Source organism: Bradyrhizobium sp. USDA3516 (assembly GCF_057651995.1).
The window spans coordinates 135051-153860 of record NZ_JBYGYN010000009.1; the positions used below are offsets into that span (position 1 = coordinate 135051).

The 18810-nt window shown below is 64.5% G+C and carries 20 protein-coding genes; 15 read left to right on the top strand and 5 right to left on the bottom strand.

Annotated features, from left to right (window positions below; genetic code table 11):
- Positions 1-5: 5 nt before the first annotated feature.
- Genes AC24YW_RS26425 through aroQ form a run of 5 tightly spaced genes read left to right on the top strand, consistent with a single transcriptional unit; the run spans position 6 to position 3489 of the window.
- Positions 6-674 (top strand): amino acid ABC transporter permease, encoded by a 669-nt coding sequence (locus AC24YW_RS26425; RefSeq protein ID WP_487485471.1) that lies wholly within the window; start codon positions 6-8, stop codon positions 672-674.
- Positions 675-684: 10 nt separating this feature from the next.
- Positions 685-1341 (top strand): amino acid ABC transporter permease, encoded by a 657-nt coding sequence (locus tag AC24YW_RS26430; RefSeq protein WP_487485472.1) that lies wholly within the window; start codon positions 685-687, stop codon positions 1339-1341.
- 53 nt (positions 1342-1394) lie between these two features.
- Positions 1395-2222 (top strand): transporter substrate-binding domain-containing protein, encoded by an 828-nt coding sequence (locus AC24YW_RS26435; RefSeq protein ID WP_487485473.1) that lies wholly within the window; start codon positions 1395-1397, stop codon positions 2220-2222.
- Between the two features lie 57 nt (positions 2223-2279).
- Complete coding sequence (locus AC24YW_RS26440; protein ID WP_487485474.1) at positions 2280-3026, top strand: amino acid ABC transporter ATP-binding protein; 747 nt, start codon at positions 2280-2282, stop codon at positions 3024-3026.
- A gap of 13 nt (positions 3027-3039) precedes the next feature.
- Entirely contained in the window at positions 3040-3489 is a 450-nt protein-coding gene (gene aroQ / locus AC24YW_RS26445) for a type II 3-dehydroquinate dehydratase (RefSeq protein ID WP_487485475.1), read from the top strand.
- A gap of 485 nt (positions 3490-3974) precedes the next feature.
- Here the strand turns inward: aroQ and AC24YW_RS26450 are convergent, their stop codons facing one another.
- Together AC24YW_RS26450 and AC24YW_RS26455 are read right to left on the bottom strand one after the other, a co-directional pair.
- Positions 3975-4253 carry a hypothetical protein gene (locus tag AC24YW_RS26450; protein WP_487485476.1) on the bottom strand — a complete coding sequence of 93 codons (279 nt, stop codon included), beginning with the start codon at positions 4251-4253 and terminating at the stop codon, positions 3975-3977.
- Positions 4254-4748: 495 nt separating this feature from the next.
- The gene (locus AC24YW_RS26455) at positions 4749-5507 is read right to left on the bottom strand and encodes an SDR family NAD(P)-dependent oxidoreductase (RefSeq protein ID WP_487485477.1); all 759 of its coding nucleotides are present in this window, start codon (positions 5505-5507) and stop codon (positions 4749-4751) included.
- A gap of 163 nt (positions 5508-5670) precedes the next feature.
- Between AC24YW_RS26455 and AC24YW_RS26460 the strand changes: the two genes are divergently transcribed.
- The 6 genes from AC24YW_RS26460 to AC24YW_RS26485 are packed head-to-tail and all read left to right on the top strand — an operon-like array spanning position 5671 to position 11536.
- Positions 5671-6936 carry an extracellular solute-binding protein gene (locus tag AC24YW_RS26460; RefSeq protein ID WP_487485478.1) on the top strand — a complete coding sequence of 422 codons (1266 nt, stop codon included), beginning with the start codon at positions 5671-5673 and terminating at the stop codon, positions 6934-6936.
- A gap of 2 nt (positions 6937-6938) precedes the next feature.
- Positions 6939-7877, top strand: coding sequence for a carbohydrate ABC transporter permease (locus tag AC24YW_RS26465; RefSeq protein ID WP_487485479.1), 939 nt, complete (start codon positions 6939-6941; stop codon positions 7875-7877).
- Positions 7870-8715, top strand: a complete 846-nt coding sequence (locus AC24YW_RS26470; RefSeq protein ID WP_487485480.1) for a carbohydrate ABC transporter permease — start codon at positions 7870-7872, stop codon at positions 8713-8715. The genes AC24YW_RS26465 and AC24YW_RS26470 overlap by 8 nt, the downstream gene beginning before the upstream one ends.
- A 22-nt stretch (positions 8716-8737) precedes the next feature.
- Positions 8738-9835 carry a Gfo/Idh/MocA family protein gene (locus AC24YW_RS26475; protein ID WP_487485481.1) on the top strand — a complete coding sequence of 366 codons (1098 nt, stop codon included), beginning with the start codon at positions 8738-8740 and terminating at the stop codon, positions 9833-9835.
- Positions 9836-9845: 10 nt separating this feature from the next.
- Positions 9846-10490 (top strand): ThuA domain-containing protein, encoded by a 645-nt coding sequence (locus AC24YW_RS26480; protein ID WP_487485482.1) that lies wholly within the window; start codon positions 9846-9848, stop codon positions 10488-10490.
- Positions 10487-11536 (top strand): LacI family DNA-binding transcriptional regulator, encoded by a 1050-nt coding sequence (locus AC24YW_RS26485; protein ID WP_487485483.1) that lies wholly within the window; start codon positions 10487-10489, stop codon positions 11534-11536. The genes AC24YW_RS26480 and AC24YW_RS26485 overlap by 4 nt, the downstream gene beginning before the upstream one ends.
- Before the next feature lies 1 nt (position 11537).
- Here the strand turns inward: AC24YW_RS26485 and AC24YW_RS26490 are convergent, their stop codons facing one another.
- Positions 11538-12425: a VOC family protein gene (locus AC24YW_RS26490; protein ID WP_487485484.1), complete on the bottom strand. Its 888-nt coding sequence runs from the start codon at positions 12423-12425 to the stop codon at positions 11538-11540.
- Positions 12426-12661: 236 nt separating this feature from the next.
- Here AC24YW_RS26490 and groES point away from each other — a divergent pair, with 236 nt between their 5' ends.
- The 3 genes from groES (at position 12662) to AC24YW_RS26505 (ending at position 15048) form a co-directional block, all read left to right on the top strand.
- Entirely contained in the window at positions 12662-12976 is a 315-nt protein-coding gene (groES, locus tag AC24YW_RS26495) for a co-chaperone GroES (RefSeq protein ID WP_487485485.1), read from the top strand.
- A 36-nt stretch (positions 12977-13012) separates the two neighbouring features.
- The gene (gene groL, locus AC24YW_RS26500; RefSeq protein WP_487485486.1) at positions 13013-14632 is read left to right on the top strand and encodes a chaperonin GroEL; all 1620 of its coding nucleotides are present in this window, start codon (positions 13013-13015) and stop codon (positions 14630-14632) included.
- Positions 14633-14712: 80 nt separating this feature from the next.
- Positions 14713-15048, top strand: coding sequence for a hypothetical protein (locus AC24YW_RS26505; protein ID WP_487485487.1), 336 nt, complete (start codon positions 14713-14715; stop codon positions 15046-15048).
- A gap of 343 nt (positions 15049-15391) precedes the next feature.
- Here the strand turns inward: AC24YW_RS26505 and rpoH are convergent, their stop codons facing one another.
- Complete coding sequence (rpoH, locus tag AC24YW_RS26510; protein WP_487485488.1) at positions 15392-16282, bottom strand: RNA polymerase sigma factor RpoH; 891 nt, start codon at positions 16280-16282, stop codon at positions 15392-15394.
- Between the two features lie 377 nt (positions 16283-16659).
- Between rpoH and AC24YW_RS26515 the strand changes: the two genes are divergently transcribed.
- Positions 16660-16893 (top strand): hypothetical protein, encoded by a 234-nt coding sequence (locus AC24YW_RS26515; RefSeq protein WP_225183240.1) that lies wholly within the window; start codon positions 16660-16662, stop codon positions 16891-16893.
- A 7-nt stretch (positions 16894-16900) separates the two neighbouring features.
- Here the strand turns inward: AC24YW_RS26515 and ftsH are convergent, their stop codons facing one another.
- Complete coding sequence (gene ftsH / locus AC24YW_RS26520; protein ID WP_487485489.1) at positions 16901-18742, bottom strand: ATP-dependent zinc metalloprotease FtsH; 1842 nt, start codon at positions 18740-18742, stop codon at positions 16901-16903.
- Positions 18743-18810: the final 68 nt, after the last annotated feature.

An 18810-nucleotide genomic window follows, 5' to 3' on the forward strand; every position in this document is an offset into this window, starting at 1 on the left:
GCAAGATGGGCTACACGCTCGATTTCTCGGTGGTTTGGCATGCCATGCCCGCACTGCTGTGGGGGTGTGTGGGTACGTTGGGCCTGGCGCTTGCCGGCATGGCGCTCGCGATGATGATCGGTGTCGCCGGCGTCGCGGCACGCGATTCGAAAACGGCCTGGTTGCGTGCTCTCGTGATCGGCTTCGTCGAGGTCGTGCGCAATACCCCTTTCCTGGTGCAGATCTTCTTCCTGTTCTTCGCCCTGCCGCTCGTCGGATTGAAGCTCAACCCGACCGCTACCGCCATCATCGCGCTCGGTGTCAATGGCGGCGCCTACGCCATCGAGATCATCCGCGGTGGCGTCCAATCCATAAACAAGGGACAGGTTGAGGCCGGCTACGCGCTTGGCCTGCACAAAGGGCAGGTGTTCCGGTTCATCGTGCTCAAGCCCGCGCTTCGTGCGATCTATCCCTCGCTCACGGGGCAGTTCATCATGCTGACGTTGACCTCGTCGATCTGTTCGGCGGTGTCGGCCTACGAATTGACGTCGGTTGCGCAGCGCATCGAAAGCGACACGTTCCGCAGCTTCGAGGTCTATTTCTCCGTCACCTTCCTCTACCTCGCGATCTCATGGCTGTTGATGCTGGGCTTTGCGATCATCTCTCACCGCTTCTTCTCATATCCGACACGCTGAGGGAGCGATCATGACACCGCATTTTGGTCTTGCCGAGTTCGGCTTCCTGCTGCGTGGGCTGCAATGGACGATACTGCTGACGCTGGTCGCGTTCGTGGGCGGCTGCACGGCGGGGCTGGCCGTCGCGTTGCTGCGTACCTGTGGTCACAAGGGCGTGGAATGGGTCATCCGCATTTACATCGGGATATTCCAGGGCACTCCGCTGCTGCTGCAGCTTTTCGTCGTGTACTACGGATTGGCGCTGACCGGGCTGAAGCTCGACGCATTCGTCGCGGTGGCGATCGGCTTCACCGTGAACGCCTCCGCCTTCCTTGGCGAGATCTGGCGCGGAGCGATCCAGGCCGTGCCGCGCGGCCAGACCGAGGCGGCGATGGCGCTTGGATTGCACTATTCGTCGCGCATGCGCGACATCGTGCTGCCGCAGGCGATCCGCATCTCGCTGCCGGCAACCATCGGCTATCTCGTTCAGCTCATCAAGGGCACGTCGCTCGCCGCCATCGTCGGCTTCATCGAGCTCGCTCGCGCCGGCCAGATCGTGTCGAACCAGACCTTCCAGCCGCTGCTCGTCTTCGGCGTGGTCGGCGCAATGTATTTCGTCCTCTGCTGGCCACTCTCGTGGTGGGGCAGTCGGATGGAAGCCAGGCTCGCCCTGGCCAGCCAAAGGTAGGAACGGCGCACCCATCCAATCACAAACAGCCATCACCAAGGAGGAGGAATTTCATGTTGTTTTCACTCAGTCGTCGCCAGCTCGGCATTGCGCTGCTGACGCTCGGGGCAATCGCCATGGCAGACAAGTCGCAGGCGGGCACGCTGGAAGACGTGAAGAAGAAGGGCGTCGTCGTCATCGGCATCCAGGGCGACAATCCACCGTGGGGCTATGTCGATAGCTCGGGAAAGCAGGATGGCATCGATGCGGACATGGGCCGCGCTTTCGCCGAATATCTCGGCGTGAAGGCCGAGTTCGTCCCGCTGGCGGTTGCCAATCGTATTCCCGCGCTGACCACGGGCCGCGTCGACATTCTGTTCGCGACCATGGCCATGCTGCCCGAGCGCGCAAAGGCGGTGCAGTATTCCAAGCCCTACGTCGCCAACGAGATCACGCTTGTCGCCGCCCAGGCGACAGCGATCAACAGCAATGCCGACATGAAGAAATTCGTCATCGGCGTTCCCAGGTCCTCCACGCAGGATACTCAGGTGACCAACAACGCCCCGTCCGGGACCGAGATCCGCAGGTTCGACGATGACGCGGCTACGATCCAGGCGCTGCTCTCCGGCCAGGTCCAGGCGGTCGGCGCGAACTTGTTTTATCCCCAGCGCCTCAACGCCGCAAAGCCGGAGCTCGGGTTCGAGCCCAAGCTTCACTTCACAGCCCTTTACAACGGAGCCTGCACGCGCCTGGGCGACAAGGAGTGGAACGAGACGGCCAACAAGTTCATCGACCAGATCAAGTCGAACGGAAAGTTGGCCGCTTTTTACGCCAAATGGATGAAGGTCCCGGTGCCCGTCTTCCCCGATTCTGTCCCCGGCGTTCCCTTCACCGTCCAGTAGCCACTGCGAGCGGCCGACGCGATCTGCGTTGGCCGCCGCCCAACGGCGGAGACCAGCATGCAGGACCAGATCCTGATCGAAATGAAGGGCGTGCAGAAGTGGTACGGCGGCTACCAGGCCCTCCGCAACGTCGATCTCACCGTGCGCAAAGGTGAGAAGATCGTGCTCTGCGGTCCGTCCGGTTCAGGCAAGTCGACGCTGATCCGCTGTATCAACCGCCTCGAGCCGATCCAGCAGGGCAGCATCGTGGTGAACGGCCATCGGCTGGACGACAGCATCAAGGCGATCGATGTCGTGCGTCAGGACGTCGGCATGGTCTTTCAAAGCTTCAACCTTTTCCCGCATATGACGGTGTTGCAGAACTGTACGCTCGCCCCAATTCGCGCGCGCCGCGCCAGCAAGAGCGAGGCGGAAGCGACCGCGCGAAAATACCTCGAGCGTGTGCGGATCGGTGATCAGGCCGAGAAGTACCCGGCTCAGCTTTCCGGCGGTCAGCAACAGCGTGTCGCGATCGCGCGTGCGCTCTGCATGCAGCCCAAGGTGATGCTGTTCGACGAACCGACCTCGGCGCTCGATCCCGAGATGGTCAAGGAGGTGCTCGATACGATGATAGGCCTCGCCAACGATGGCATGACCATGATTTGCGTCACCCACGAGATGGGCTTTGCCCGCCAGGTCGCCGACCGCGTCATCTTCATGGCTGATGGGCAGATCATCGAAGAAAGCGCTCCCGACGCTTTCTTCAGCAATCCGCAGCACGCCCGCACCAGGCAGTTCCTTGGCGAGATCCTCGCCCATCACTGAACGGAGTACTTCCATGAGCCGTCTTGTCTACGTCCTGAACGGGCCAAATCTCAACTTGCTCGGAAAACGTCAGCCCCACATCTACGGTCACGAGACGCTTGCGGACGTAGAGCGGGATTGCCGGGCACTGGCCAGCGAGCTTGGACTGGAGATTCGCTTTCATCAGTCCAACAGAGAATACGAGTTGATCGACTGGATCCACGAGGCGCGCGAGACGGCTGTCGGCATCGTGATGAATCCCGCGGCTTTCACCCATACGTCGGTCGCCATCCTGGATGCTTTGAATACGTTCGAGGGCTCGGTGATCGAGGTGCACATTTCCAACGTGCACAAGCGCGAGGAATTCCGCCACCACTCGTTTGTCTCCAAACGGGCTGATGGAGTCATCGCAGGCTTCGGCACCCAGGGCTATCTGCTCGGCTTGCGTCGCGTGTCCAAGCTGCTGGACGAGAAGAAGGGATAGCATCGTATGAGTGCACCGTCCGCCTGTCGGTGATGGGAGCGGGTCTCATCGGCAGGTGACACGGTGGCCGCGAAGTCCATCGCGAGCCGGTCTATCCAAGCGCGGCCGCACCACGGGCGCCCGATCATGCGCCCAAGCGCTGTCAGTTCAGCCTTCCAAGCAGTCTTCGGATGATCTTCCGCAAGTTGTCGGCGTACTCGTCGACGACCTGTCGCCTCTCGGGCGATGGCGGCAGCTGACGGTCGTCGTCCCCGTCCGGCGGCGGAGTATCCGTCTTGGATCTCCCGCGCATGATGGAGGCGATCGGCTTTGTCAGTTTCACGGGAATTCTGACCTCTGATGCACGACGCGCGTCGTTCAGGCCAGGTGCAGATTCCATCTGCGGCCTTCACACAAGTTGGGTCGCCGGAGCGGCGTCGATCTGCACCGGCTTCCTCGCCGGCGCGTGGCGCCGCCGCAAATCCTGCAAATCGCCTCGCACTCTATTAGATGCACGAGGCGGTCGGATCGCACTTCGGGCAACGGCCGTCTGCGGCTGCTCCGAGTTGGCGGCCGAGCTCGGCCTTAAGAGCCTCCTTGTCCCATTTCGCGCCGTCGCATCTGACGATTCGCTTGGCACGTTCGAAGGCGTGACTCTCGGCGGCGTCATCGCCGATGCGGACGATCACGTCGCAATGGAACGGGCAGGCCGTCGTCGCGCGGGTCGTCTCCAGCGCGTAGCGCACGACCTCTGTGAGATCCTCGGTGTTAATGTCGGCAAGCATGCCGGTTCTCCTGATCGGCGTCCATGCTCTGGCGACACAACGTTAGCGCCGGCGTCACAACCATGTCTTGATCCAGCTCAAAGGAGGCGGCGGCATGCGACCGAACGCTTCGATCGGCACCCGCTCACAAGCGCTGCGCGAAGTCTTCACCGCTTCCCGCGTGGGTCCGTTCAGGACATCTGCGTAAGTACTGGCCCGCAATTTCCAGCTCGCCGCGCCGGGCGCATATCTCCAGCATGGAGCGCAACGTCATCTTCAAATGCCCCCGCACGGGCATGAACGTGCAGCACTGGCTTCCCGGCACAGCCTCCGACGCCGCGGACACGCACGTCCCGGTCCGTTGTCCCGCTTGCGCCTCGCTGCACTTCGTGGCTGTCGCCAGCGGCAAGACCTTGAGCCAGGGCATCGGTCGGCCTCGCGCGACCACGGCGCCAGCCGGTCTCGGCGACCGGCCTGATCCCTTGCGTCCTTGATCCGACTGATCCTCAAGCCATCTCAGACCCAGCCGCCATCGACGATGTAGTGCTGGGCCGTGCAGGCGGACGCCTCGTCGGAGGCGAGGAAGATTGTGAACTTTGCAACCTCGTCCGGCATGAGCCGCCGCTTCAGGCATTGCCGCTGCTGCAGCTCGATCTCGCCGGCCGGCGTCATCCATTTCTCGAGCTGCCGCTCGGTCATGATCCAGCCCGGCGCGATCGCATTGACGCGGATGTTGTAGGGACCGTAGTCGCGCGCCAGCGAGCGCGTCAGCCCGATCACGCCCGACTTGCTGGCGGTGTAGGCGGCCATGCCGCCTTGTCCTGCGATCCACGACACCGAGCCGAAATTGACGATGGCGCCGGCATTGGCCGCCTTCATGTCCGGCAACACGGCCTGCGACGCGAAGAACTGGTGCTTCAGGTTCACCGCGATGCGGTCGTCCCAGTATTCCGGGGTCATCTCCTCGGTGTTGTGCCGCTCGTCATGCGCGGCGTTGTTGATCAGGATGTTGATCGGGCCATGAGCCTGGCGTGCCTCCACGACGCCGGCACGCAGCGCAGGGATGTCGGTGAGATCGACGTGCTGGAAATGCGCGGCCAGGCCCTGCTCGGACAGCTCACGCGCCAGGCGCTGTCCCTCCTCGACCTTGATGTCGAAGAACACCACCTTGGATTTCTGCTCCGCAAAGCGCCGCACGATCGCAGCGCCGATTCCGGCTGCGCCGCCGGTGACGAGCACGACCTTGCCGGCAAGGTCGGAATAGATGGCAGCCATTGGGCACCTCGGTTTGTTGCGGCCGGCGCGGCACACCGCAACCGGCTCTTTTCCAAACCTTAGCCATTCCGTTGGTGAGGTGCATAGATCAGATTTTGTGTTGCGTACCTCAAAAATTGAGGGCAGGATTGCGTCAAAGAATAAAAGTCGTCGGGAGGATGTGATGAGATTGCTCGGGAAACTGGGACTCGCTGCTGTCGCATGCCTGCTTTGGGCCAGTTCCGCGTCAGCCGACACCACGGTCAAATGGCTGCACATCGAGGTCAACCCGGCCCAGGTGAAGATCTGGGAGGAGGTCGCACGCAGCTATGAGGCGTCGCACCCCGGTGTGAAGGTCGAGATGCAGTTCCTCGAGAACGAGGCCTACAAGGCCAAGCTGCCGACCATCCTGCAATCGAAGGACCGGCCGCACATCATCTATAGCTGGGCCGGCGGAGTGCTGAAGACCCAGATCGAGGCCGGCGTCCTGGAGGACATCACCGATTCTGTGAAGGGCGGCGGCTACAGCGACACGATCGCACCGGCAGCGCTCGCAGCTTTCACCGGCAACGGCAAGGTCTATGGCCTGCCGACCGCGCTCTCGCAGGTCGGCTTCCTCTACAACAAGGACTTGATGGCCAAGGGGAATGTCGATGCAAGCAAGATCAAGACGTGGGACGATCTGCTCGGCGCGGTGAAAACGCTGAAGGCCGCGGGTGTGACGCCGATTGTGGTTGGCGGTGCCGACAAATGGCCGCTGCATTTCTACTGGACGCATCTCGCAGTGCGCGTCGGCGGCAAGCCGGCCTTCGATGCAGCGCTGAAGGGTGAGAATGGTGGCTTCGCCGGGGAGACCTTCCAGAAATCCGGTGAGCTGTTCAAGCAGCTGGTCGATCTCCAGCCCTTCCAGAACGGCTTCCTCGGCTTCAAGAATCCGCAGGCCGTCGGCTATTTCGGCGACGGCAAGGCCGCGATGATCCTGGCCATCTCGTCCTTCTATCACACCCAGCGCGCGCTTGCCGCCGACAAGGTCGGTCTCAGCGACGACAAGCTTGGCTGGTTCGATTTTCCGGTCGTACCCGGCGGCAAGGGTGAGCCGTCAGACACGCTCGGTGGCATCACCGGCTGGCTGATCACCAAGGGGGCGCCCAAGGAAGCCACCGACTTCCTCAAGTTCTTTATCTCGAAGGACGTGCAGGCGCGGCTTGCCGCCGGCAACTTCATCGTTCCCGTCGTCAAGGGCGGTGAGGCCGGCCTCAACAGCGCCTTCATGAAGCAGATCGCGGCCAATCTGGCGAAGTCGAACTATCACCAGAATTTCTATGACCAGAGCCTCGGCCCCTCGGTCGGCCGCGTCGTCAACGACGTCACGGCGGAGATCGCCGGCGGCAGCATGAGCCCGAAAGACGCGGCGAAAGCGATCGAAGCGGCCTACAAGCAGGGCAACTGATTGTGGCGCGGCGGATCGCGATCACCTCGCCGATCGGCGTTGCCGGCGAGGCGGCTCCCCAGACGCTGCGCGGCCCGGCCTCGGACGGCCGCTTCACCGTCCTGATCTTGTTCCTGCCGCCCGCGCTGCTGCTGTTCACGCTGTTCGTGGTGCTACCGATCGGCGAGGCCGCCTGGTACTCCGCCTTCAACTGGAACGGCTTCGGCAGGCCGACCAACTGGATCGGCCTCGACAATTACCGTTTCGTGCTGGAGACGCGGGCGTTCTGGCTCGCGCTGCGGAACAACGCCCTGATCATCGCCGTTTCGCTCGCGATCCAGCTGCCGCTTGCGCTCGCGCTGGCCCTCATGCTGGCCGAAAAGTTTCGCGGCGCCGTGGCGCTGCGCATGCTGTTCTTCATGCCCTACATCCTCGCCGAGATCGCGACCGGGCTGATCTTCAGCTTCGTCTATGACGGCGATTACGGCCTCGTCGCCTCGATCTGGCGCACCTTCGGCGCCGAGCCTCCGCATCTGCTCGCCTCGACCGACACGGCGATGCTGGCGGTGCTGATCGTGGTGGTCTGGAAGTATTTCGGCTTCCACATGATGCTGTTCATCGCGGCGCTCCAGAGCCTCGACAAGAACCTGGTCGAGGCCGCCCGCATCGACGGCGCGACACGGACGCAGACGCTGCGCCACGTCGTGATCCCCTTGCTCTACCCGACGATCCGCCTGTCGGTGTTCTTCGCCATCATCGGCTCGCTGCAGCTGTTCGATCTCGTCATGCCGCTGACGCGCGGCGGACCGGCCGACTCCTCGAACACGTTGGTGAGCTTTCTCTACAACAACGGCATCTCGCGCATGCGGGTCGGCTATGGCAGCGCCATCGGCGTCATCCTGTTCGCGATCTGCGTGACCTTTGCCTTCACCTACAAGCGATGGTTCATGCGCGATGAATAGTGCCGGCGCCAGAGGCGCATTCGATCCCGCCGTGCTGTTCAAGGCGGTGTTCCTCGGCTTGGTCGCGATCTTCGTCCTGGTGCCGCTGCTCGCGACCCTGCTCGGCGGCTTCAAGTCGCTCGGCGAGCTCCGTGTCAATCCATTCGGCCTGCCCGCACGATGGGAGTGGCAGAACTACGCCGACATCCTGTTCTCCGCGCGCTACTGGCAGCTGCTGCGCAACTCCCTTGTTATCTCGACACTGGCGGTGGCGCTGACCCTGATCACGGCGTCGATGGCCGCGTTCACCTTCGCCCATGTCAGGTTCTTCGGCTCATCGATGCTGCTCAGCTATCTGACGCTGGGCCTGCTGTTTCCGGCCGCGACCGCCGTGCTGCCTCTGTTCATCAAGGTGCGGGATCTCGGCCTGCTCGACACCTATTTCGGCGTCGCACTGCCGCAGGTGGCGTTCAGCCTCGCCATGAGCGTGCTGCTGCTACGCCGCTTCTTCAAGGACATTCCATACGAACTGCTCGAGGCCGCGCTGGTCGACGGCTGCAGCTACATCAAGTTCTTCCGCTATGTGACGCTGCCTCTGTCGCGGCCGATCCTGGCGACCGTCGGCACCATCACCTTCGTCAACAGCTGGAATGCCTATCTGCTGCCGCTGGTGATGCTGAACACCGATGCGCTGTACCCCTGGCCGCTCGGAATCATGGTCTACCAGGGCGAATACTCGTCCGAATGGCACCTGATCCTGGCCTTCATCACGCTCACCATCCTGCCCACGATCATCCTGTTCCTGCTGGCGCAGAAGCACATCGTGGCCGGCCTCACCGCAGGCGCGGTCAAGGGATGAGCCGTATCTTGAGGAGACCACAATGAGAAAAGTCGGCATCGGAATCATCGGCTGCGGTGTGATCAGCACCGCCTACCTCAAGGCGGCCCAGCGCTTTCCCGTCATGGAGGTCAGGGCGCTCGCCGACATGCGAAGCGAGGTTGCCGAGCGCCAGGGCGCGGCCTTCGGCTTGCCGGGAATGCGGGTCGACCAATTGCTGAAGCGCGACGATGTCGAGATCGTCGTCAATCTCACGGTGCCGCTCGCCCACACCGACGTCAGCCTGGCGGTGCTGAACGCCGGCAAGCACGTCCATTCGGAGAAGCCGCTCGGCATCAATGTCGCCGAGGCGCGCAAGGTCATGGAGCTTGCCGCGCAGAAGAACCTGCGCGTCGGCTGCGCGCCCGATACGTTCCTCGGCGGCGGCCATCAGACCGCGCGCAAGCTGATCGACGACGGCGCGATCGGCACGCCCGTCGCGGGCAGCGCCTTCTTCGGCTGCCCCGGCCACGAGCGCTGGCATCCGGCGCCGGGCTTCTATTACCTGCGCGGCGGCGGACCGATGCTGGACATGGGGCCGTATTACATCACCGATCTCGTGCAATTGCTCGGTCCGGTCGCCAGCGTGATGGGCTCGACCGCGCGCCCCAAGGCCGAGCGCCTCGTCACCAGCCAGCCGATGAACGGCGCGCTGATTCCGGTCGAGGTCGCGACGCATGTCGCCGGAACACTGGAGTTCGAGAGCGGCGCTGTCGTGTCGATCACGATGAGCTTCGACGTGCCGAAACATCGGCATGCGCCGATCGAGATCTACGGCGACAAGGGCAGCATGCTGGTGCCCGACCCAAATCGTTTCGGCGGCGAGGTGCAGGTGGCGAAGACCGGCGGCGAATGGGAGCCGATGCCGCTGACGCACGGTCACGTCGAGGGCGAGTTCCGCTCCATCGGCGTCGCCGACATGGCGTCCGCGATCCTGAACGACCGGCCGCATCGCGCCAGCGGCGCGCTCGCCTTCCATGTGCTGGAGGTGATGGAGGCGTTCCAGACCTCCGCCGACGAGGGCCGCCGCGTCAGGATCGAGAGCCGCGTCGAGCGGCCGGCGATGCTGCCGGCGGGACGCGAAACCGGACAGATCGATTGAGGGAGTGACCATGCGCAAGGCAATGATTGTATGGGGTGGCTGGCCGGGACACGATCCCGATCTCTGCGCGTCGATGATCCGCGGCTGGCTGAAGGCGGAAGGTTTCGAGGTGCGGATCGAAACCACGACGGCAGCCTTCGCCGATCCCGCGATCCACGATCTGTCGCTGATCATACCGATCTACACGATGTCGAAGATCGAGAAGGCGGAAGCGCTCAACCTCTGCGACGCGGTGCGCAGCGGCGTCGGGCTTGCCGGCCATCACGGCGGCATGTGCGATGCCTTCCGCGAATCGGTCGACTACCAATTCCTGTGCGGCGGGCAGTGGGTCGCCCATCCCGGCAACATCATCGACTACAGGGTGGACTTGACGAAGCCTGACGATCCGATCATGACGGGTCTGAAGAGCTTCGAGCACCGGTCCGAGCAATATTACATGCATGTCGATCCCGCCATCGAGGTCCTGGCAACGACGACCTTCAGCGGTGAGCACGCGCCCTGGATCGAGGGCGTGGTGATGCCCGTGGTGTGGAAGAAGCGCTATGGCGCGGGGAGGGTGTTCTATTCCTCGCTGGGCCACCGCGCCTACGAGCTCGACGTCCCGGAGATCCGGACCTTGATGACCCGCGGCATGCTGTGGGCCGCGCGCGAATGACTGAAGGCGCGACCCAGCCGGTGCTTCGGGCCACGCTCGAGGACGTCGCGCGCGCGGCAGGCGTGTCGCTCGCCACCGTCGATCGCGTCGTCAACCGGCGCGAGGGTGTCCGCGCCAAGACCGTCGCGCGGGTCGAGGCTGCGGTGGCAAAGCTCGGCTATCGCGCCGATCTTGCCGCGGCGCGGCTTGCCCGCGGGCAGACCTTCCGCTTCGCCTTCGTGCTGCCGACCGGCAACAACAGCTTCATGACCAACCTTTCCGAGCAGGTCGCGCGCACCGCGGATTGGCTCGCCGGCCATCGCGGCTTCATCGACATCCACCATGTCGACGTGTTCGACCCCGACGTCCTTGCGGGTGCGTTGGAGAACCTCTCGCCGGCCTATCAGGGCGTCGCCGTCATCGCGCTCGATCATCCCCGGGTTCGCGCCGCGATCGACGAGCTCGTCGCGCGCGGGGTTGCCGTGGTCACCCTGGTGTCGGACGCGCCGAGCTCGTCCCGGGTGCATTATGTCGGCATCGACAATCCGGCCGCGGGCCGCACCGCCGCCACGCTGATGGGGCGCTTCCTCTCGGAGCGCGAGGGCACCGTCGCCGTGATTGCGGGATCGTTGTCGCTGCGCGATCACACCGAACGGCAGTTCGGCTTCCACCAGATCCTGTCGAGCGAGTATGCGAACCTCTCCGCACTACCCGTCATCGAGGGGCGCGACGACAGCGACCGCACGCGGGAGCTCACGGCCGCGCTGCTGGCGCGCCATGCCGACCTCCGCGGCATCTATTGCTGCGGCGCCGGCAACCGCGGCATCGCCGATGCGCTCGAGGCTTCGGGCCGCGCGCGCGAGGTGGTCTGGATCACCCATGAGCTGACCGAGCACACCAGGCGGTTCCTGGTGCGCGGCACGCTCGACGCCGTCATCAACCAGGATGCCGGCCACGAGGCGCGGTCTGCGGCGCGGGTCCTGCTCGCGCATTGTTCGGGCGAGCCGATCAGCCCCGACCAGGAACGCATCCGCATCGACATCTTCCTGCGGGACAATCTGCCCTAGATCACCCCTCGTACTGATCCGGCCCCATCGCCCAAGCCGACTCGTCGTGGCCGTAGGCGTAGTTGCGGTTGTTGAGCGCCGGATTGCGGTTGACCATCGGCCGCATGAACATCGGATGGGTCGCCGAGCGCACCTCGTGCTCGACCGTGAACAGCTTCTTGCCGCTGTCGAGATCGACGATGTCGCAGAACCGGTACTGGTATTGATTGTCTTCGCGCGAGATCAGCTTGCGCGCGAGCAGCTTGCGGTAGGGACCGGAGAAATCGGTGATGTACATCTGCACGTGATGGCCGTCATAATCGGCCTGCGGCCGGTCGGTCTCGCGAAACAGCAGATGCTGGTTGCGGCCCGTCTTCACGGCGGCCACGGTGCCATCGCCGTTCCGCAAGCTCGCCGGCATGCCCATGACTTCAGGGTAGAAGGCGCAGATGCCGGCCGCCGTTCCCATCGGCACGTCGAACTCGACATAGGGAATGCCGAGCGCGATCCGGCCGAACCGCGCGGCGTCGGGCTCGTAGCAGCGCACGCGGTTGCCCCAGGGGCAGACCGCCTCGACATGGTCGTTGTGCTCCGTGAATGCGAACGCCGTGCCCTCGAGCTTCTTCGCGACCGACGCAAGCCGCGCCAGCAGCGCCTCGCGGCCTTCGATGACCAGGCCGATGTGTCCGCGCAGCACCTGCGGCCGGCCGCTCGGCAGATGAAACTGGCTCCGCCCGGCGTTGATCCACATGTTGGTGTCCGAGACCATCAGGTAGGGATCGCGGGTGAGCCCGAGCCCGGCGACGTAGAACAGCGTGGCGAGGCGCTGGTCCGGGACCTGGATGTTGACGTGCTCGAAATGGATGGCGTTGCCGAGATCTTCTGCGGACCGGTCGAATTGTTGCGGCATGGTTGTGCACTTCTCGCTCGGGGACGAACCCGTGCATCTTAACGCATAGTTGCCGGCCGTCGAATTCTTCCGCCGGTCCCTGCGCCGCTCCCTCCGGGCGGGCGCGCCCCTGCGACAATTTTTTCCCGCCGAGACCCTTGAACGGAATTCGGCCTGTTCCTAGGTGGTTTGCCGCCCGGGGGCCGGTTCCGGACCCGGATTTTGGACATCGCTGAACCTACGCAAGGAGGATGTGCATGCATTTCCGCCCGTTGCACGACCGCGTGCTCGTGCGCCGCATCGATGCCGAGGAGAAGACCGCCGGGGGCATCATCATTCCCGACACCGCCAAAGAGAAGCCGCAGCAGGGCGAGGTCATCGCCGTGGGGCCGGGCGGGCGAAACGAGCAGGGCCAGCTCGTGCCGCTCGATGTCAAGGTCGGCGACCGGGTGCTGTTCGGCAAGTGGTCGGGCACCGAGGTCAAGATCGACGGCGAGGAGCTCCTGATCATGAAGGAAAGCGATCTTCTCGGCGTCACCGGGCAGGCCGGCACGCTGAAGAAGGCGGCGTAACGCGGACGATCATCGAACGGAAAGGAGTTTTGCAACATGGCTGCCAAGGACGTGAAGTTCTCGACCGAGGCCCGCGAGCGGATGCTGCGGGGTGTCGACACACTGGCGAATGCGGTGAAGGTCACGCTCGGTCCCAAGGGACGCAACGTCGTCATCGAGAAATCGTTCGGCGCTCCCCGCATCACCAAGGACGGCGTCACCGTCGCCAAGGAGATCGAGCTGGAGGACAAGTTCGAGAACATGGGCGCCCAGATGGTGCGCGAGGTCGCCTCCAAGACCAATGATCTCGCCGGCGACGGCACCACCACCGCGACCGTGCTGGCGCAGGCCATCGTCAAGGAAGGCGCCAAGTCCGTCGCTGCCGGCATGAATCCGATGGACCTCAAGCGCGGCATCGACCTTGCCGTGGACGCGGTCGTCGCCGACCTCAAGTCGCACGCCAAGAAGATCACCTCCAACGACGAGATCGCCCAGGTCGGCACCATCTCCGCCAACGGCGACACCGAGATCGGCCGCTTCCTGGCGGATGCGATGCAGAAGGTCGGCAACGAGGGCGTGATCACGGTCGAGGAGGCCAAGAGCCTGCACACCGAGCTCGAAGTGGTCGAGGGCATGCAGTTCGACCGCGGCTATATCTCGCCCTATTTCGTCACCAACGCCGAGAAGATGCGGGTCGAGCTCGAGGATCCCTATGTGCTGATCCACGAGAAGAAGCTGTCGGGCCTGCAGGCCATGCTGCCGCTGCTCGAGCAGGTCGTGCAGTCAGGCAAGCCGCTCCTGATCATCGCGGAGGAGGTCGAGGGCGAAGCGCTGGCGACGCTGGTCGTCAACCGGCTCCGTGGCGGCCTGAAGGTGGCCGCGGTGAAGGCGCCGGGCTTCGGCGATCGCCGCAAGGCGATGCTGGAGGATGTCGCGATCCTCACCGGCGGCACCGTGATCTCCGAAGATCTCGGCATCAAGCTCGAGAACGTCACGGTGAAGATGCTGGGCCGCGCCAAGAAGGTGGTGATCGAGAAGGAGAACACCACGATCGTCGACGGCGCCGGCGCCAGGAAGGATATCGAGGCGCGCAGCCAGCAGATCAGGGCGCAGATCGAGGAGACCACCTCCGACTATGACCGCGAGAAGCTGCAGGAGCGCCTCGCCAAGCTCGCCGGCGGCGTCGCAGTGATCCGCGTCGGCGGCGCGACCGAGGTCGAGGTCAAGGAGCGCAAGGATCGCGTCGACGACGCTCTGCATGCGACACGGGCTGCGGTCGAGGAAGGCATCCTGCCGGGCGGCGGTGTGGCGCTGCTGCGCGCGCTCAAGGCGCTCGACGGCGTCAAGACCGCCAATGCCGACCAGAAGGCCGGCGTCGACATCGTGCGCCGCGCCATCCAGGTCCCGGCGCGGCAGATCGTGCAGAATGCCGGCGAGGACGGCTCCGTCGTCGTCGGCAAGCTGCTCGAGAACCAGACCTACACCTGGGGCTTCAATGCCGCGACCGGCGAGTACCAGGACATGGTGCAGGCCGGCGTGATCGATCCTGCCAAGGTGGTGCGCACCGCCTTGCAGGACGCGGCCTCGGTGGCCTCGCTGCTCATCACGACTGAAGCGTTGGTGGCCGACAAGCCGAAGAAGATGGAAGCGGCAAGCGCTCCGGCGATGGACTTCTGACGACGAGCGAGCCCGGCCGTACGGCCGGGCTCGCTTGCCATTAGATTTATGATTGTGCTCTCGAACGAAAGGAGGATGAAATGATCAAGGATCGTGCTTTCTCCGCTCGCGGGGAAACCACTCGGAAAACGCTGCGGCGGCTCGCCGCCTTGGCCGTTGGCGCCGGCCTCTCGCTGGTGCCCTTCGCCGCCTTCGGCGCCGAAAGCCCGGGGCCTGCCGCCAGGACGGCGGACACATTCGAACGGCTCGCCTTGCCGCCGATCCCCCATCTCGACACGATGCCGTGGTCGAGCTGGGACCGGGGTAGCCCGACCATGAAGGTGGACACGCTGCTGTCGCCCATGCTGGGACCGTCAGGCATCCCGCTCGATGTCACGCCGCCTGATCAGGGCACGTCCGAGCCCGCCATGAGCTGAAAGCGGGGAGCGGCCCGCGAGGCCGCTCCTCATCGTTCAGCCACTCATCGCTCAGGCGAAAGGAGGATCATCAGATGAGAGGCATTGTCCTCGCCGTCGCTATGTTGGGTATGGCCAATGGGCTCCAGGCCAAGGAGGCCGACACGCCTCGCGCGGAGATGCGGAGCTCGGCCGAGCCCGCCCGGCAGCTTGCGACCAGTTCCGTCGGAGCGTCTCGGAGCAATCCTGAGAAGTCCGGCCAGACCGAGCGCAGGAGCCGGGAGTTTTCGCCCGAACGTCTCGTCCCCGATATCTGCAGAGGATGCTGATCGGCCTTGGCCGATCAGCATCCTCCTTCGCTCGCCTAATGCGACGTCGCAAAACGCGCCTCATCGAGACGCGCGGACATCTTCGCCTTGATCCGCTGCAGCGCGCGCTGCTCGATCTGCCGGACGCGCTCGCGCGAGATGGCGAACTTGCCGGCGAGCGCATCCAGCGTCTGCTGCGGCTCTCCGAGATATCGCGCCTCGACGATGCTGCGCTCCCGCGGTGTCAGCGCAGCGAGTGCATCGGCGAGGGCAGCCTTGGTGCGTTCACGGTCGGCCGCGTCCAGCAGCAGACTCTCCGGATCGGGAGAGGGATCCTCCAGCCGGTCCTGCCATTGGTCGCCTTCCGTCTCGACGCTGATCGGCGCGTTGAGTGAGATGTCGCCGCGCAGCCGGCCGTTCATCTCGGCGACGTCGGCTTCCCTCACGTCGAGATGTTGGGCGATAGATGTCAGCTGATCCGTCCGGAGCTCGCCATCCTCCGCGACGCCAAGCTTGTTCTTCAGCTTGCGCAGGTTGAAGAACAGCTTCTTCTGCGCAGCAGTGGTGCCCAGCTTGACGAGCGACCATGATCGCAGGATGTATTCCTGAACCGAGGCCTTGATCCACCAGGAGGCATAGGTCGCGAGCCGGAAGCCTTTCTCGGGATCGAACCGCTTGACGGCCAGCATCAGCCCGACATTGGCCTCCGAGATGAGGTCGGCGATGGCGAGGCCATAGCGGCGATATTGCAGCGCGATCTTGGCCGCGAGCCGCAAATGGCTCGTCACCAGCCGATAGGCGGCGTCACGATCGCCGCAATCGCGCAATCGCCTCGCATATTCGGCTTCCTCCGATGCCTCGAGCAGCGGAAACCGATGGATCTCCTTGAGATAGCGGGATAGCCCGCCTTCCGAGTGAAGAGCAGGAAGCGATGAGGCAACCAACATCGCGCCCTCCCTCACGAGCACCGTTCGCCCCGATCAGGGGCGCCTTGCCGATCCAAGCGATAATCTGAGTGAAGCGCCGAGAGCGGCGCGGTCCGAGCGCAGTCACGTTTCATGGCCAAATCCTCGTTAGAGCAAGATGGTTGGACCACCGCGAACCTGATCCGCTGAGCCCGATCATGGCACCCAGACGTCTCAGGCCGGTGGGCGCCACTAGAATTTTGAAATGGCCGGAATGTTCCAGCGTGACGTGAATGAAATCGGCAATGGCGAATGCCGTCTCCCTCTCCGCGCTCGACGGGCTCTTGAAACGCGGAGCCTTCATTCCAATCTGGTCCGCGCAGGCGCCGATGAGCCTGCACGCATGTTTGGTTCGTGGGATGGATGACTATCGTGATCTCGTGAGCGCGGCTCTTGCGCTGTTCTGCGCCGGCTTGATGTTGGTGGCCGGCCATCTCCTGATCGAATGGCACGCCAGAAGCACCGATCCCGGCATCGGGATCGAGGCGCCGAAGCGCGAAGGCGCGCCCGCGCCGCTGATCTCGAATGGTTCGCCGCCGGACAGGCGGATGATCGAGTTTCCCGCCGAGATTAGGCGCAAGCGCGCTGCGTGAGGGGGCCCTAGATCGCCCGCAGACCTTCCTTGGGCATCTCCCGGATCAGCGCATCGATGTCGCTCTGCTCCAGCGTCTCCTTCTCGAGCAGCTTCTTTGCGGCGCGGTCCAGGATCGGCCGCCGCGTGGTCAGGATGCCCTGGGTGCGCTGGAAGACCTGGTCGACGATGGTCTTCACCTCGTGGTCGACCGCGGCCGCGGTCTCTTCGGCATAGTCGCGCTCGCGCGTCGGATAGGCGCGATCCGGGCCGGCCAGGAAGTTGCCGGGGTCGCGTTCATAGGCGACACTGCCCAGCCGCTCGGACATGCCGTAACGCGTCACCATGCTGCGGGCGATGTCGGTGACGCGGCGCAAATCGTCCGCCGCACCCGTCGACAAGTGCCCGAACACGATCAGCTCCGCGGCGCGGCCGCCGAGCAGCACCGCCATCTTGTTCTCCAGCTCCTCCTTGGTCATCAGGAAGCGATCCTCGATCGGCCGCTGGATGGTGTAGCCGAGCGCGCCGACGCCGCGCGGGATGATCGAGACCTTGTGCACGGGATCGCTCCCCGGCAGCGACAGCGCGACGAGGGCGTGCCCCATCTCGTGATAGGCGACGATCTCGCGTTCCCTGGGATTGAGCAGGCGGTTGCGCTTCTCCAGGCCTGCGACCATGCGCTCCACCGCATTGTTGAAATCGCTCATGGTCACCGCTTCGCCCGCGCGCCGCGTCGCCAGCAGCGCGGCTTCGTTGACGAGGTTGGCGAGATCCGCGCCGGTGAAGCCCGGGGTCAGCGCGGCGACGGCGTCTGCGTCGACGTTCTCGGCGAGGCGCACCTTCTTCATGTGCACGTTGAGGATCTCGATGCGGCCCTTCTTGTCGGGGCGGTCGACCAGCACCTGGCGGTCGAAGCGGCCGGCGCGGAGCAGGGCGGGATCGAGGATCTCGGGCCGGTTGGTGGCGGCGAGGATGACGAGCCCCGAGCGCGAATCGAAGCCGTCGAGCTCGACCAGCAGCTGGTTGAGCGTCTGCTCCTTCTCGTCATGGCCGCCGGCGAAGGGGCCGATGCCGCGGGCGCGGCCCAGCGCATCGAGCTCGTCGATGAAGATGATGGCCGGCGCCTTGTCGTGCGCCTGCTGGAACAGATCCCGCACGCGCGCGGCGCCGACGCCAACGAACATCTCGACGAACTCCGAGCCGGAGATCGAGAAGAACGGCACTCTGGCCTCGCCGGCCACGGCCTTGGCGAGCAAGGTCTTGCCCGTGCCGGGCGGCCCCACCAGCAGAACGCCCTTCGGCATCCGGCCGCCGAGCCGACCATAATCGGTCGGGTTCTTCAGGAAATCGACGATCTCGCGGAGCTCGTCCTTGGCCTCGTCCACGCCGGCGACGTCGGCAAACGTGACGCCGGTGTTGGATTCGACGTAGACCTTGGCCTTGCTCTTGCCGATGGCCATCAGCCCGCCACCGATCCCGCCGCCTTGGGCCATGCGCTGGCCGATGTACCACCACAGGCCGAAGAACAGCAGCACCGGCATGACCCATGACAAGAGGTCGCGCAGGAACGTGCTCTCGATCTGCCCCGTGAAGCGGACGTTGTGCTTCTCGAGCTCCTGGGCGACGTCCTGGTCGACGCGCGTGGTGACGAACTGCTTCTGGCCGCCGGGCAGCGCTTCCTTCAGCGTGCCCTGCAAGGTGCGGTCGGAGATGCCGACCGTCTCGACTTTGCCCTGGCGGAGCAATTGCTGATATTCGCTGTAGGGGATCACGGCGATCTGGTTCGCCGCCGAGATCAGATACTGAATCAGGAAGACCGCGAAGATCGCCGCGATGGCGTATCCGAGATTGAAACGGGTATTCTTGTTCATGCGAATCCAGGTCCGATTGTGTCGCGCGCATCGGGTCGCACGCAGCTAAAAGGCCCGGCTGGGGGCCG